15 protein-coding genes are annotated in these 14,097 nt (G+C 68.2%); 9 read left to right on the top strand and 6 right to left on the bottom strand.

Annotation, left to right across the window (positions count from 1 at the left end; all coding sequences use genetic code 11):
* The first annotated feature begins 10 nt into the window (after nucleotides 1–10).
* Nucleotides 11–1,342 (top strand): cytochrome ubiquinol oxidase subunit I, encoded by a 1,332-nt coding sequence (locus tag E0L93_RS01200; RefSeq protein ID WP_243638055.1) that lies wholly within the window; start codon nucleotides 11–13, stop codon nucleotides 1,340–1,342.
* Nucleotides 1,343–1,345: 3 nt separating this feature from the next.
* On the top strand, nucleotides 1,346–1,489 hold the full coding sequence (locus tag E0L93_RS15630) for a hypothetical protein (protein WP_165874082.1): 144 nt from the start codon (nucleotides 1,346–1,348) through the stop codon (nucleotides 1,487–1,489).
* 54 nt (nucleotides 1,490–1,543) lie between these two features.
* Here the strand turns inward: E0L93_RS15630 and E0L93_RS01195 are convergent, their stop codons facing one another.
* Both E0L93_RS01195 and E0L93_RS01190 read right to left on the bottom strand, forming a co-directional pair.
* The gene (locus tag E0L93_RS01195; protein ID WP_132687405.1) at nucleotides 1,544–2,308 is read right to left on the bottom strand and encodes a sensor histidine kinase; all 765 of its coding nucleotides are present in this window, start codon (nucleotides 2,306–2,308) and stop codon (nucleotides 1,544–1,546) included.
* A gap of 7 nt (nucleotides 2,309–2,315) precedes the next feature.
* Nucleotides 2,316–3,026, bottom strand: a complete 711-nt coding sequence (locus E0L93_RS01190) for a response regulator transcription factor (protein ID WP_132687404.1) — start codon at nucleotides 3,024–3,026, stop codon at nucleotides 2,316–2,318.
* Nucleotides 3,027–3,152: 126 nt separating this feature from the next.
* On the opposite strand from E0L93_RS01190, the gene E0L93_RS01185 reads away from it, so the two are divergent.
* The 4 genes from E0L93_RS01185 to E0L93_RS01170 all read left to right on the top strand — a co-directional run bounded on the left by E0L93_RS01185 (nucleotide 3,153) and on the right by E0L93_RS01170 (nucleotide 6,332).
* Nucleotides 3,153–4,148, top strand: a complete 996-nt coding sequence (locus E0L93_RS01185; protein WP_279387433.1) for a dipeptide epimerase — start codon at nucleotides 3,153–3,155, stop codon at nucleotides 4,146–4,148.
* A complete protein-coding gene (locus E0L93_RS01180; RefSeq protein ID WP_132687400.1) occupies nucleotides 4,145–5,188 on the top strand; it encodes an N-acetyltransferase DgcN family protein in 1,044 nt (347 codons plus the stop codon). The genes E0L93_RS01185 and E0L93_RS01180 overlap by 4 nt, the downstream gene beginning before the upstream one ends.
* A 94-nt stretch (nucleotides 5,189–5,282) precedes the next feature.
* On the top strand, nucleotides 5,283–5,795 hold the full coding sequence (locus E0L93_RS01175; protein ID WP_132687398.1) for a ferritin: 513 nt from the start codon (nucleotides 5,283–5,285) through the stop codon (nucleotides 5,793–5,795).
* 135 nt (nucleotides 5,796–5,930) lie between these two features.
* Nucleotides 5,931–6,332, top strand: a complete 402-nt coding sequence (locus E0L93_RS01170; protein ID WP_132687397.1) for a hypothetical protein — start codon at nucleotides 5,931–5,933, stop codon at nucleotides 6,330–6,332.
* Between the two features lie 6 nt (nucleotides 6,333–6,338).
* Here the strand turns inward: E0L93_RS01170 and E0L93_RS01165 are convergent, their stop codons facing one another.
* Genes E0L93_RS01165 through E0L93_RS01155 form a run of 3 tightly spaced genes read right to left on the bottom strand, consistent with a single transcriptional unit; the run spans nucleotide 6,339 to nucleotide 10,028 of the window.
* Nucleotides 6,339–7,358, bottom strand: coding sequence for an ABC transporter ATP-binding protein (locus tag E0L93_RS01165; protein WP_132687395.1), 1,020 nt, complete (start codon nucleotides 7,356–7,358; stop codon nucleotides 6,339–6,341).
* Entirely contained in the window at nucleotides 7,358–8,959 is a 1,602-nt protein-coding gene (locus E0L93_RS01160; protein WP_243638054.1) for an ABC transporter permease, read from the bottom strand. The genes E0L93_RS01165 and E0L93_RS01160 overlap by 1 nt, the downstream gene beginning before the upstream one ends.
* 13 nt (nucleotides 8,960–8,972) lie before the next feature.
* On the bottom strand, nucleotides 8,973–10,028 hold the full coding sequence (locus tag E0L93_RS01155; protein WP_132687393.1) for an iron ABC transporter substrate-binding protein: 1,056 nt from the start codon (nucleotides 10,026–10,028) through the stop codon (nucleotides 8,973–8,975).
* A gap of 219 nt (nucleotides 10,029–10,247) precedes the next feature.
* Between E0L93_RS01155 and E0L93_RS01150 the strand changes: the two genes are divergently transcribed.
* The 3 genes from E0L93_RS01150 (at nucleotide 10,248) to E0L93_RS01140 (ending at nucleotide 13,158) form a co-directional block, all read left to right on the top strand.
* On the top strand, nucleotides 10,248–10,769 hold the full coding sequence (locus tag E0L93_RS01150; protein WP_207890256.1) for an HNH endonuclease: 522 nt from the start codon (nucleotides 10,248–10,250) through the stop codon (nucleotides 10,767–10,769).
* 68 nt (nucleotides 10,770–10,837) lie between these two features.
* On the top strand, nucleotides 10,838–12,742 hold the full coding sequence (locus E0L93_RS01145) for an LTA synthase family protein (RefSeq protein ID WP_243638062.1): 1,905 nt from the start codon (nucleotides 10,838–10,840) through the stop codon (nucleotides 12,740–12,742).
* The gene (locus tag E0L93_RS01140; RefSeq protein WP_165874081.1) at nucleotides 12,739–13,158 is read left to right on the top strand and encodes a small multi-drug export protein; all 420 of its coding nucleotides are present in this window, start codon (nucleotides 12,739–12,741) and stop codon (nucleotides 13,156–13,158) included. The genes E0L93_RS01145 and E0L93_RS01140 overlap by 4 nt, the downstream gene beginning before the upstream one ends.
* On the opposite strand, the gene E0L93_RS01135 is transcribed toward E0L93_RS01140, so the two are convergent.
* On the bottom strand, nucleotides 13,155–14,096 hold the full coding sequence (locus tag E0L93_RS01135) for an NAD-dependent epimerase/dehydratase family protein (RefSeq protein ID WP_132687388.1): 942 nt from the start codon (nucleotides 14,094–14,096) through the stop codon (nucleotides 13,155–13,157). The genes E0L93_RS01140 and E0L93_RS01135 overlap by 4 nt on opposite strands.
* Nucleotide 14,097: the final 1 nt, after the last annotated feature.

Here is a 14,097-nt window from a genome sequence, read left to right as displayed (position 1 = left end):
TATAGGAGATTTGGACGTACCCGTACTCGGCAAGAACGCCACCATTGCCGTACTAGTCCAGACCCACATCCTCTTCGCCGCGTTCATCATCGGGGCCGTGATCATCGCTGCGACCAGCGAGTACATGGGCATGGTCACCAAGCAGCCCAAGTACGAGCGGTTCGCCCGTTCGCTGGCCCGGTTTGTGGTTCTGCTCTTCGCCTCGGGCGCGGCGCTGGCGATAACGTTCGTTCTGGCTTTGATCACGCTCTTCCCCGTCTTCTTCAGCTACCTGCAGAACATCTTCTTCTGGGTGTTTCTGGTCGAGGCGTTCATGTTCCTCGGTCAGATCATCATCGTCTACGCCTGGTACAACGTGTGGGACAAGCTGGCCTACCGCAAGAGCCTGCACGTGGTCTTCGGATTCATCGCCGGTTTCTTCGGCCTGATGGCGATGACCATGATCAACGCGGTGGCCTCCTACATGCTCACCCCCGCCGAGGCTCCGGCTACCGATCTGGGGCGGGCGTTCCTGAACCAGACCTTCGTCCCGCTCAACATGCACCGTTTCGTGGGCAACTTCGGCTACGCCGGGTTTTTGATCGCCGGGTGGGCTGCGTGGCGCTACCTGCGCTCTGTGCGCGAGGATGACCGGGAGTACTACGACTGGATGGGGCACTGGGGCATGATCTGGGGCTTCGGGTTCACCATCCTGCAGCCGGTCATCGGCTACGGCTATCTCAAGGCGATCCGGGAGAGCTCTCCGGAGGCTTTCAACGTCATCATGCTCGGCGACAAGGCGTGGACGTTCAACCTGCTCATGGTCTGGATGGCGATCATGGGCGTCGCTTCGGTGGCCTACTTCCTGCACCGGCTGCGCTTCGCCGTGCGGCCGATGGAGACGATTCGCAAGATGTCGGTGGGTGCTCTGGCTTTCATGGCGCTCTTCAGCGCTCTGAACCTGATCCCCTCCAACGCCAGTCTGGTGCCGCAGCTGGGGCTGGTCTTCGCCGACGGGCAGGACACCCTCATCCCGCTCGGGTCGATGTACCCGTGGAAGTACATCGGGCTTATCGGGATGATGATCGTGGGGCTCTTCGTTCTGGCGATCTACCTGAAGGCCACGGCCGAGGGGTTCCACTGGGGAGGCTCCAGCCGCTGGAGCCAGTGGGCGCTCATGACGTGCGCCGTGGTGGTGGTACTTACCATGATCACGATGGGCTACACCAGGGAGACGGCGCGCCGGCTGGACGACGATCCGGGCTACCTGCTCTACAACTGCATCACCATGGATCAGGAGATCGTCCAGGAGGGATGCCCCGCCGGGGTTGCGCCCGAGGAAGTGCAAGGAGGAGGGGGCTAGGCGATGGCAGATGCCGCACTGATACTGCTGCAGCAGAACGGCCTGGACACGGTCGGCCTGTTCAGGTTCTTCGCTGCCTTCTTCCTCATCGCGATAATCTTCGGCAGCGCGCTGCTGTTCACGTACTGGATCAGCAAGGAAGAATAACCTGAGAGGGGAAAGGGAAGAGGCCGGCTCCTCCCTTCGGAGCCGGCCTCTTCTCTACTCGATCCTGGGCAGGTACACAGAGAAAGTGGTCCCCGCGCCGGGGCGGCTCTGCACCGAGATGCGGCCGCCGTGGTTCTCGACCGTGTGCTTGACTATCGAGAGCCCCAGGCCCGTGCCGCCGGTCTCCTTGGAGCGGGCCTTATCCACCCGGTAGAAGCGCTCGAAGATGCGGGGCAGCTTGCTCTCCGGGATGCCTATGCCCGTGTCCGAGACGTGGATTACGACCTCGCCGTCCGCCACCTCGCAGACGGCCTCGACCCGCCCGCCGGGCGGGGTGTACTTGATAGCGTTGTCCACCAGGTTGGAGAACATGGAGTTCAGCTGGGTCTCGTCCCCGCGGATCACACAGTCGCGCCGGTTGCTGCAGGACTCGCTCTCCCGGGTGGCGAGCTCGATCTCCTTCCTCTCGGCTGCGGGGCGCATCATCAGCATCACGCTCTCGACCACGGCCCACACGTCCACCGGCCGGGGGTTGGGGACCTCCTCCTGGCTCTCCAGCTTGGCCAGGTCCAGCAGGTCCGTGATCAGCTGCGCCAGCCGGTCGGTCTCGCTCTTGAGCTGGCCGGCGAAAAATCGGGCCTGCTCGGGGTCCTCGTCCATCACGTCCACCAGGCTCTCGGCCAGCAGCTTCAGGCTGGTCGCCGGGGTCTTCAGTTCGTGCGACACGTTGGCCACGAAGTCCCGGCGCATCTTGTTGACGCGCTGGAGCTCAAGGAGGCTCTCGGACTCCGCCGCCCGGTGCCGGCCGCTCTCGATCAAGGCCGCCTCACTCCCGGGTGGCGTCGGCCATGGCCCGCGGCTTGGGCTCAAAGCGGTAGCCCAGACCGCGCACGGTGTGGATGAAATCGTAGGCCGAGCGCTCCTCAAGCGCGGCCCGGATGCGCCGGATGTGCACGTCTATGGTGCGGGAGGTGCCCACGTCCGGATGCCCCCAGACCCGCCGGGCCAGGTCCTCCCGGCTCTTGAGCTCGCCCGGCTCAGAGGCCAGCGCCGCCAGCAGCTCGAACTCCTTGACGCGCAGCTCCAGCGGCTCCCCGCCGACCCGGGCGACGAAGTTCTTGGTGTCTATCCAGAGATCCCCGGCCTGCAGGATCTTGCCGCGATCCCCCACGTCGCTGCGCTTGAGGTTGGCCCTGATCCGGGCCACGAGCTCCTTCATGCCGAAGGGCTTGGTCACGTAGTCATCGGCCCCGGCCTCGAACCCCTTCACCTTGTCCTCTTCGCTGTCCTTGGCCGTGATCATGACGATGACCACATCCCGGTCCCACCTGCGGATCTGCTGGCAGACCTTGATGCCGCTCTCGCCGGGCAGCATGATGTCCAGCAGGATGAGGTCCGGGCGCAGCTGGCGGGCCAGCTTGAGGGCCTCGGCCCCGGTGGTGGTCTGGTGTACGGTGAATCCCTGGCGGGTCAGGTTGTACGCCAGGGTGTTTAGTATGACCTGATCGTCTTCGACTACCAGAATCTCGGCAGCCATCTTTACTCTGCAGCCTTTCGCAGCACGTGCCTAGTATACCGCGCGAGGCCGGTCGGTTCATCCCGCCTGCGCCCCGCCGGAACCTGCTTTAAAATCTTCCAGAGAGGCGAGTGAGGGAGGCTCCATCTGAACGTACGCGTCCGGAGAACGACCGTACATACACAACGCACCTTCACCATCGCCCGCAGCTCCGCCTCCGCCTTCGGGCGCGTGATCTTGGAGCTGGGGGCGGGGGGAACGGTGGGCCGCGGCGAGGCGGCCTCTACCGGGTACTACGGCCAGAGCCCGGAGTCCGACGCGGCCGCCCTGCAGGCGGTGAAGGTGTCGGACCCCTGGGACATGGAGGGCACCCTGCGTGCTAACGGAGCCCTCCCGGCATCGGCGCTCGCCGCGCTGGACGCCGCCCTGCACGACCTGGCGGGAAAGCGCCTCGGCGTCCCGGTCTGGCGTCTGCTGGGCTACGCCCGCCCGGTCCCGCGTACGGCCTACACGCTCGGCATAGCCGACCTGGACACGACCCTCGCGGACCTGGAGCGGCTCTCCGGCCACCCCATCCTGAAGATCAAGGTAGGAGGGTGGAGGGATCTGGAGACCGTGCGGGAGGTCCGGAAACGCTCCCACGCCGAGCTCTGGGTCGACGCCAACGAGGCCTTCTCTCCGGACGAGGCCCCGGAGGCCGCGCGGGAGCTGAAGGATGCCGGGATCGGCATGCTGGAGCAGCCGGTGCCCGCGGCCGCCGGGCCGGAAGCCCTGAAGCGGGTCACCGACGCCGTCTACCCGCTGCCCGTGATCGCGGACGAGAGCTCGCTCACCGCCAGAGACGTGCCCCGCCTCTCCGGGTGCGTGAGCGGGGTGAACGTGAAGCTCGCCAAGTGCGGCGGTATCCGGCGGGCGCTGGAGATGATCCACACCGCCCGCGCCCACGGGATGCTGGTGATGCTCGGCTGCATGGTCGAGACCTCGCTCGGGATCTCCGCCGCCGCCCAGATCTCCGGGCTCGCGGACTTCGTGGATCTGGACGGTTTCCTGCTGCTCGCCGACGATCCGTTCGAGGGACTCAGCTTCGAGGGGGGCAGGGTGGTGGTCCCGGAGCGGCCCGGGCTGGGAGTGGAGCCGCGATGATGGAACGGCGCGAGCGCCGGTACGCGATCCTGGCCGAAGGCTGGTTCGCGAACCGCCACGCCAAGACGGCCCACGGCCTCCTCCGCTACGGCAGGGACGAGGTGGTCGCCGTTCTGGACTCCACGCAAGCCGGTAAGACGACCCTGGACGTGAGGGCCGACCTGCGCCGCAAGGCCCCCATAGTCTCCACCCTGCGGGAGGCGCTGGAGTACGATCCCACCTCCCTCCTCGTCGGGCTCGCCCCGCCCGGGGGCAGACTGCCCGGGGAGTGGATGCGGATGCTGCGGGAGGCGGCGGAGGCGGGACTGGAGATAGTGAACGGCCTGCACCAGCGGCTGGCCCCCGAGCTGCCCGGCGCCGAGGTCTGGGACGTGCGCGAGCCCCCGAAGGATATCCCCCTCTTCTCCGGCGCGGGCTTCGACGTGGAGCCGAAGATAGTCCACACGGTCGGCACCAGCAGCGCGATCGGCAAGATGACCGCCACGCTGGAGATGGAGCGGACCGCGAGGGACGCCGGACTGCGCTCCGAGTTCGTGGCCACCGGCCAGACCGGGATCATCATCTCGGGATGGGGCATCTGCGTGGACGCCGTGGTCTCAGACTTCACCGCCGGCGCCGCCGAGCAACTCGTGCTGGAGGCCGCCCGGCGTGAGCCGGACCTCATCTTGGTCGAGGGCCAGGGCTCGCTCGGACATCCCGCCTACTCCGGCGTCACCCTCTCGCTGATGCACGGCTCCTGCCCGGACTGCCTGGTGCTCTGCACCGACGCCGCGCGCGAAGAGGTCTTCCCCCGCATCCCCACGCCGGAGCTGCCCCGCCTGATCCACCTCTACGAAGAGGTGGCAGCTCTGGTCAAACCCGCCCCGGTCGTCGCCGTGAGCGCCAACACCAGCGCCCTCGCCGAAGCCGCCGCCCGGGACTACCTGCAGCAGATCTCCAGGGAGACCGGCCTCCCCGCCTGCGACCCGGTGCGGTTCGGCGCAGAACCCATCCTCGAAGCGGCGCTCGCCTCCCCGAAGACCTCGCCCGAAACCTCATAGCCTCCCCCAGATCAGGCGCTCTGGACAGAAGGAACGGGATGGTGTAAGATCAAGAACGATTCTTGATCTGGAAGCTGAGAGGAAGGGAGCATGGATGGGCGAGACGGCGCAGACTCCGATGAAGGGAGCGGTAAGCGAGGCGATCAACGAGCAGATCAAGCACGAATTCGAGTCGGCCTACATCTACCTTTCGATGGCGGCTTCGTTCGAGGAGGCGAGCCTGCCGGGCATGGCGCGCTGGATGCGGCATCAGAGCGAGGAGGAGCTGGAGCACGGCAAGAAGTTCATGAACTTCCTGCTGGACCGTGGGGAGCACGTGCGGCTGCTGGGCATAGACCAGCCGCCGGACTCCTTCCGGACTCCGCTGGACGCCTTCGAGCAGGCGCTGGAGCACGAGAAGTTCATCACCGGCCGCATCCACGAGCTGTACGAGCTCGCCGTCCGGGAGAACGACTACCCGGCGCAGGTGCTGCTGCAGTGGTTCATCGAGGAGCAGGTCGAGGAGGAGCAGATGACCTCCGAGATCGTCGACCGCCTCAGGCTGGCCGGCGACGACGGCTCGGCGATCCTGCTGCTGGACCGCGAACTCGGCGAGCGGGGCGAGTAGATCCCGCTACGGAGGCGAATCAGGGGCCGGAGCGTAAAGCTCCGGCCCGGCTTGATTCCCGTCCCTCCGGAGGCTATCATGCCTTCAAGTGTTTGCGAATGATTGTCAATGCCGGATGATCCTTCGGGGTAGGGTGTGATCGGCCCCGGGCTCAGGGCCGTGGTGCTGGCGTCCTACAGCTCGCGCAACCGGGTTCTGCGGGACGCCGGGGGGCGCATTCACGTCTCCTGGGGACCGGTAACGGTAAAGATGAGTCAGGGGGAGTTCGTGGAGTTGGCCGGGGTTCTCTCCGAGGCCGTCGGCTGTCCCGTCCGGAGGGGGGAGCTGGCCCGGGGCTCCGGCGGTCAGGTGGTGAAGTGTGCGATGGGGCAGGTCATGGTGGTCCACGACGACTTCACCCTGTGGTTCGGCCCGGAGGAGTTTGAGGCCTTCTGCCGGCTGGTGTGCCGGGCGCTCGGGCAGCTGGAGGACATTCAGCCGCTCCCTGCTCTGGGCCTGCCCTGTTCGGACTGCCCGCTCGGATTCTCCGAGAACTAGGGGCCTTCATCCGTACGCCACGGCCGGGCCGGAGGCGCTGATCTCCACCCGGTCTCCGGGCTTAAACCGCGGGCCGAAGCCCAGCCGGCAGGCGAGGACGGTGCCGGAGTCGAGGCGCAGGCGCACGAGCTGGTCGTGACCGTAGAACTCCCGGCCCGTGACGGTGGCGGAACCGTTCTCCGAGGGGTGCAGCCGGAGCAGTTCGGGCCGGAGCATGATCTCCACGGGCCCCCGGGCATCTTGCAGCAGGGGCACCTCGCCCAGTTCGCACCGGGCGTGGCCGCCGCGCGCTTCGGCCGGCAGGAAGTTCGCTTCGCCCACCAGAGTGGCCACCTCCCGGTTCACGGGCCGGGTGTACAGCTCTTCCGGGGGTGCGGACTGCACCAGCTCGCCATCCAGCATCACCGCCACCTCGTCGGCCAGGCTCAGGGCTTCTTCCCGGTCGTGGGTGACGAAGATCGCCGTGGTCCCGGCGGCGGTGATGATCTCGCGCACCTCCGCGCGCACCCGCGCCCGCAGCGCGGCGTCCAGGTTGGAGAAGGGCTCGTCCAGCAGGATGATGGCCGGTTCCGGGGCCAGGGCCCGCGCCAGCGCCACCCGCTGCTGCTGGCCGCCGGAGAGCTCGTGCGGCATCCGGTCTTCCAGTCCGGTCAGCCCCGCGAGGGCGAGTACCTCCCTGATACGGTCTGCGCGCTTGCCGTCCCGGGGGAGTCCGTAGGCGATGTTCTGCTGCACGCTCAGGTGCGGAAAGAGGGCGTAGTCCTGGAAGACCATCCCCACCCGGCGGTGCTCTGGAGGCACGTGCCGGCCCCCGCCGGCGACCGTCCGGCCGGCTATCTCGATCTCGCCGGAGTCCGGGCGCTCGAATCCCGCCAGCAGGCGCAGGGTGGTCGTCTTGCCGCAGCCGGAGGGACCGAGCAGGGCGAGGATGCGGCCCTTCTGCAGCGTGAGGTGCAGGTTACGCACGGCCTCAACCGGGCCGAAGCGCTTGCTCACCCCGCTGAGACGAACGATGGTCTCGCTCATCACAGCTTCATCCTGTCTCTGATCGTGAGTAGGTACATGGGTATCGCGGAGACCGCGATCAAGAGCAGCGCCGGGGCCGCCGCCCGGGCGAAGAAAGCCTCCGAGGTCGCCGTCCAGATGCGGGTCGCCAGGGTGTCGAAGCCCGTGGGGCTCAGCAGCAGGGTCGCCGGGAGCTCCTTCATGGTCGTCAAGAATACCAGAGCCATGCCGGCGAGGATTCCGGAGCGGGCCAGCGGTGCGGTCACGGTGGCCATGGTCTTCAGGGGGCTTCTGCCGAGGCTCCGGGCGGCCTCCTCCACGCGGGGGCTCGCCTGCAGCAGGGCGGCCCGGGTGGAGCCGATGGCCTGTGGCAGGAAGTGCACGGCGTAGGCGAAGATGAGCATGGCCAGCCCCTGGTAGAGCCAGGGGGCGTAGTTGGACCCGAAGAAGACGAGCGAGAGGGCCAGCACTATCCCCGGCAGTGCGAACCCAACGTAGGTGAGGCGCTCAATGGCACCCGAGATGGCTCCGGGGAACCGGACCGCCAGGATGGCGACCGGGAGGGCGGCCAGCGCCGTCGCCAGCGCCGCGAGGGAGGAGACGTACACCGAGTTGAGCGCCGCATCCCACACGAGCCTGAGGGGCTCGCCGTGCGCCAGCCCCCTCGCGAGCCAGAAGCCCAGCACCCCGACGGGCATGATTAGCGCCAGGGCCACGATGGTGCCACAGTACGCCAGGGCCGGCCACTTCCATCCTCCCAGGCGCACGGTGGGCGCCGGCCTTACGGCCCCGGCGGTGCTCCGGTGGTACCGCGCCCGGCCCCGGGTGCGGGCCTCGACGTACAGGATGGCGAGCGTGAGCATGATTAGCATCAGCCCCATGATGGCGGCCGGGGTTCTGTCGAAGGCCGCCCGGTACTGGATGTAGATGGCGCGGGTGAAGGAGTCGTATTGCAACAGGGAGACCGCCCCGAAGTCGCTGAGCACGTACAACGCCACCAGAAGCGCTCCGGCGGCCGCGGCCGGCCGGAGCTGGGGCAGCGTCACCCGGAAGAAGGTCTCCCACCCGCTGCTGCCCAGGCTGCGCGCCGCCTCCTCCAGTGCGGGGTCCATGCCCCGCAGGGCAGCCCGGACGGTCAGGAAGACGTACGGGTAGGTGAAGAGCGTGAGCGCGAGGAACGCTCCGGGGAAGCCGTAGATCGAGGGCAGCTCCTGAATGCCGAACAGGCGCTCCAGATGTCCCTGCAGGATGCCGCGCGGGCCGAGCATGCTCACGAACACGAACCCGCCGACGTAGGAGGGGATCACGAGCGGCAGCGCGGCGAGCACCGTCCACGCGTCCCTGCCCGGCAGGTCGGTGCGGGCGGTGAGCCAGGCCAGCGGGACCGCCACGAGCACCGTGGCCGCCGTGACGGCGGCGGCCAGCACCACGCTCCGGAGCAGCACCGCCAGCGTCCTCCCCTCCAGCGCCACCTCCAGGACGTTTCCCACTCCGTCTTCGAAGGAACGCACGAAGAGATAGGCCGGCGGCAGCAGCATGGCCCCCGCCACCAGAGCGGCGGGGACCCATACTGCCGCCGGCGGCCGGAGGCCAGAACCGGCTCTCTCGCCCGCTGGGGCCAAAGCAGCCCTCCTCCTAGAGCGCTCCCGTCTCCTGCAGGAGCTGGAGGGTGCCCTCGAGATCCTCCAGACTGCCGAGGTCTATGTCGGGGCTCTCTATCTCCTCCAGCGGCACGAGCTCGTCCTGAGCTTCAACCCCGGCGGCCAGCGGGTACTCGTAGGTCTCGTCGGCGAAGTACCGCTGAGCCTCCTCGGAGAGCAGGAACTCCAGCAGCCGCTGCGCTTCTTCCGGGCTGTCCGAGGTGTTGAGTATTCCCGCGCCGGCGACGTTGATCAGAGCCCCGGGATCCCCATTCTTGAGGTAGTAGTTGCGGGCCGGGTAGTCCTGGCCCTGCTCCTCCAGCGCCCGGAAGAGATAGTAGTGGTTGACGAACCCGACGTCCACCTCGCCGGCCGCGACGCCCTCCAGTATGGCCGTGTTGTTCTCGTAGACGCGCGGGTTGTTGGCGACTATACCCTCCAGCCACTCCCGGGCCACGTCATCGCCCTCCACCACCCGCAGCGCGGTCACAAACGCCTGGAAGGAGCCGTTGGTAGGAGCCCAGCCTATCCTGCCTTCCCACTCGGGATCGGTGAACTCCAGGATCGAGTCCGGCAGATCCTCCTCACTCAGACGCTCGGTGTTGTACGCCACGACACGCGCCCGGCCGGAGATGCCGACCCACTCACCCTCCGGGTCGCGGAAACGCTCCTCCACCCGGTCCAGAATGCTCCCGGGCAGCTCCCGGAAGAGCCCCTCCTCGGATACCGCACCCAGAGCGCCCGCATCCTGAGCGAAGAACACGTCCGCCGGACTGTTCTCCCCCTCCTCCAGAATGGTCGCGGCCAGCTCGGCCGTGTCCCCATAGCGGACCTGGGTCTCTATGCCGCTCTCCTCCTCGAACCGCTCCAGAATGGGACCTACAAGCTCCTCATTGCGCCCGGAGTAGATGACAAGCTCACCGCTCTCCTCTCCCGCAGCGGCCCGCTCCTCTCCGGCCTCGCCGGCGGCCGGCTCCTCCTGACCACACCCGGCCAAAACCAACGCCGCCAGCAGAACCCCGATCAGAGACACCCTGACTCTCGCTCGCAAGGCAGTCGCTCACCTCCACGCAAACGGTATTTGCACAACTACTTCCCCCGCACTCCATGAACCGCGTCCCCGATTCCAGACGCCCGGAACCGATCGGCAGTATAGAGGTTTTGAGATTCATTAGCAATAACCGGGGGCGGAAATTTTTACGAATTTTTTACGTCTCTTCGAGTAGCGGCGGCCGGGGTGTATGCTAACATTTTATGCATGGGACGGTGTTTGACCCTTAACGCCAGTTACGAACCTCTGGCTCTCGTCCCGGTAAAGAGGGCCATCGTCCTCGTTGTCTCTGAGAAGGCCGAGATCGTGGAGGCCAATCTGGAGCGCAAGATCCGTTCGGAGAAGGCGGAGCTGCCGTATCCGCTGGTGATTCGGCTGGTGCGCTTCGTGGAGATACCGCGCAAGTTGCGCAGGCACGTGACGAATGCCATTCTCTTCGCGCGGGACGGCTACCGGTGTCAGTACTGCGGCAAGCACCGGGATGAGCTGCGGCGCGGGGAGAGTCTGACCCGGGATCACGTCAAGCCGATCTCCCGGGGTGGGGGGAACACTTGGGACAACGTGGTTACGGCCTGCACCCGGTGCAACGCGCGCAAGGGGAATCGGCTTCCGATGGAGTGCGGCATGTATCCGAGGAGCACGCCCAAGGAGCCGCGGTACGTGGTGATGGTCTGGTACTCGCGCGGTCTGAACGCTGTTCAGCGGCGCTACGTCGAGCAGTTCTACGGCGAGGCCGTCTAGGGGAGCGCCCCGGCGGGGATGAGCCGGGTGGACACGCCGCCGGAGGGTCTGTGAGGAGGCTGTTGAGGGTGCCGTTTGCGCTGGCTGCCATTCTGGCGGTCTCGCTGAGGGTCTTCGCGGGGCTCCGGGGCGGGGTTTCGCCGGCGCTTGCGGAGCGGGACCGCATCTACCTCGCCGGGCTGTTGTTCCCGCTTGGGGTTTACGGCCTCGTGCTCAGGCTCTCCAACGTTCTCTTCCGGCGTGGTGCTCCGGGGCTGGGGGGAGTCCTGATGCTGCTGCGTTCGGAGTTGTTCTTCAGTCTGGCGCATGCTGCTTTCTGGGCCGGAGCGTTCGCGGCGGTTCGGGGGAGGTTTCTGCGGTGGGTGGTGGGGGGGCTCTTTCACGTCGTGACGGGGTTGGTGGTCGTGTTGAAGACCGTCGCCCACCGGTACTTTCGGGAGACCGGGACTGCTCTCGACTGCCACGTCATTGCGCTGTGGCTCCCCCGGCTGGGGCAGCTCAGGTCCATGCTCACCCGCGGTGTACCGCCGCTGGCGTGGGCGCTCCTCGCCGCCGCCTGTCTGTATACGGTTGCGGGCCCCCGGCTGCTGGCGCGGCGCTTCGGGCGGGTGCGGGATAGGGGCGGGGGGGATCTGCGGCGGGCCCGCGCCTTCTGGGACGTGGCGTTCGGCTGCGGTGTTCTGGCGCTGTGGCCCGGCCACCTTCCGGCGGGCTGGGGCCGGTCGTCTGCCAGGGACCCGGTCCTCCACGTGGCGCTGACCGCTCTAGAGCGGCTCGCTCCCCGGCGGGAGCCGGAGGCCGTGCGCCGGCGGCCCGCCGGCGTCAGGCTCCGGGGCGGGAGCCGGAGGCGCAATCTCGTTCTGGTTCATCTGGAGTCTACCCGGGCGTCGTCCGTCACGCCCTACAGCCCGGGGCTGCGCTCGACCCCCTTTCTGGCGGAGCTGGCGGAGAGCAGCCTGCTGGTTGAGAGGGCTTACAGTGCGGTTCCGCACACCTCCAAGGCGGCCGTGTCGGCCAACTGCGGTATCTTCCCGCCTCCGCTACAGGAGCCCGTTGAGGCCGCGCCGGGCGGGCTCGAAGTCAGGGGGATCGCGGCCCTGTTGGGGGAGGAAGGCTACAGGACGGCCTTCTTCCAGTCTTCCACCAGGGAGTTTGAGGACTTCGAGAATCTGGCCGGCAATCTGGGGTATGAGGACTACTACTCGATAGAGGATATGGAGACGGGGGGATTCGAGCGGGCGAACTACTTCGGGTACGAGGACGAGGTCATGCTGGCTCCGGCCGAGGGTTGGATCGGGGAGGGGGCGGGCGAGCCCTTCGTGATCACCTACCTGACGGGGGTGGCGCATCACGACTACCGTCCCCCTGCCCGCTACGGGATCGTGAGGTTCTCGGAGGATGAGCTGCTAAACCGCTACCTGAACTGCGTCCGCTACCAGGACTTCTTCGTGCGCCGGCTGGTGGAGCAGTACCGGCGGCTCGGGCTGTACGAGGAGACCATCTTCGTCATCTACGGCGATCACGGCGAGGGCTTCGGGGAGCACGGCCGCTACGGGCACGAGGACGTTCCCTACGAGGAGGGGATCAGGGTGCCTTTGATCTTCCACGCTCCCGGGCTGCTGGGGGGCGGGAGGATCGAGGGTCCGGCGAGCCTCGCCGATATCCTGCCGACGGTGGCCGAGCTGCTGGGCTACGAGCCGGAGGGCGGGGAGGGGCGCTCTCTCCTGCGGCCGGTGCCCCCGGATCGCCCCTTGATGTTCAGCTGCTTCAACCGGGACAGGTGTCTGGCGAGCCTCCGGGGCGACGAGAAGTACATCTACCACTACGGCGACCGGCCCGACGAGCTCTTCGACCTCTCGCTGGACCCTGCCGAGCGGCGCAATCTGGCGCGGAAGCTCCCCCGGAGGGTTCGTCAGCGGCGCGGTGAGCTGCTGAGCTGGTACTACGGGAGAGACGGGGAGAGGTGGGCTTGATAGTAAAGCTCGTCTCCACCTTCCTGGCGGGGGCCGTGGATCTGTGGGTCGGGATACCCACCGGCTTTGTGCTGGGGCTTCCGGCCGTTCTGGTGTGGGCCGCCGCGGTCGCGGGGAATCTCAGCGTGGTGGCGGTGGCCTTCCTGGCCGGTGACCGGTTGCGGCCGTGGGTCTTCAGCAACCGCTGGCTCGCCAAGCGCCGCAAGCGCGTTGAGCGCTTCTGGGAGAAGTACGGGGTGGTGGGTGTGGCGTTGCAGGCTCCGCTGCTGAGCGGGACGCCGACGGCCACCGTCGTGGCCCTGGCCCTCGGGGCTCCTACGCGCTCCCTGCTCTTCTGGATGGTGCCGAGTGTGATGGTGTGGGGAGCGATCCTCACCGGCGCGGCCAGGTTCGGGGTCTCGCTCCTCTGGGGCTAGAGCCAGCCCTCCCGCCGGTACCAGCCTGCCGTGTGCCCGAGGCCCTCGGGCAGCGGCACCCCGGCGCGCCAGCCCAGGGCGCGTTCGGCGGCGGAGGGGTCGCAGGTCCAGGCGTGCACCGCGATATCCCGGGCGCGCCGCTCGTCGAAGGCCGGTGGCGCGCCGCGCAGCCGCGCCGTCAGCCCGGCCGCGCGCCCCGCCAGCACGAACCCGGCGGTGGGGAGCCGGACGGGCCGCACGCGCCGGCCGAGCGCGGCCTCCAGGGCTTCGGCCACCTCGCGCCAGGAGTACCGGGCCTCCTCCGCCAGCGGGAAGGGGCCGGGGCCGTCCTTCCGGAGCGCCAGCAGCACGGCCCGCGCCACGTCGGCCGCGTAGACGGGCTGGAGGGGATTCGCGCTGGCGGGGACCGGCAGCCAGCCGCTGCGCGCCAGCCGGAAGAGGGGCAGGAAGTCCCGGTCGCGCGGGCCGTAGACGGCCGCCGGGCGCAGGATCACGGGGCGCAGCTCCCCGAACTCCCGCAGGCACTGCTCGGCCTGCAGCTTGCTGCGGCCGTAGTGGCTCACCGGTCCGTCCTCTCCGTCGGGGCCGCGGGCTGCGAGGCTGCTGATCAGGACGAAGCGCCGCGCTCCGGCGCGGGCGGCCGCCGCGGCGAGCCGTCGGGTGATCCCGGCGTTGACCGCGTAGAAGTCCTCCGGCCGCCGGGCCCGGGTTATGCCTGCGGCGTGCACCACGGCGTCCGCTCCCTTGGCCAGGCGGGCGAGATCCTCTGGACGGCCGAAGTCCGCTCGAACGAGCCGGACCTTCAGGCCGGAGAGCCAGCGCGGATCGCTGGTGTTGCGGACGGCGCAGCGCACCTCGCAGCCCGCCGAGGCCAGCGCCTCGGCTATGTGGCTGCCGACGAAGCCCGTAGCGCCCGTGAGGAGCACGCGCTCCGGCACC

Origin of the sequence: Rubrobacter taiwanensis (assembly GCF_004337705.1) — a bacterium.
Taxonomy (GTDB): Bacteria; Actinomycetota; Rubrobacteria; order Rubrobacterales; family Rubrobacteraceae; genus Rubrobacter_C; species Rubrobacter_C taiwanensis.
The sequence above is the reverse complement of the archived record's forward strand: the minus strand, read 5'-3'. Positions and strand labels throughout refer to the sequence as shown.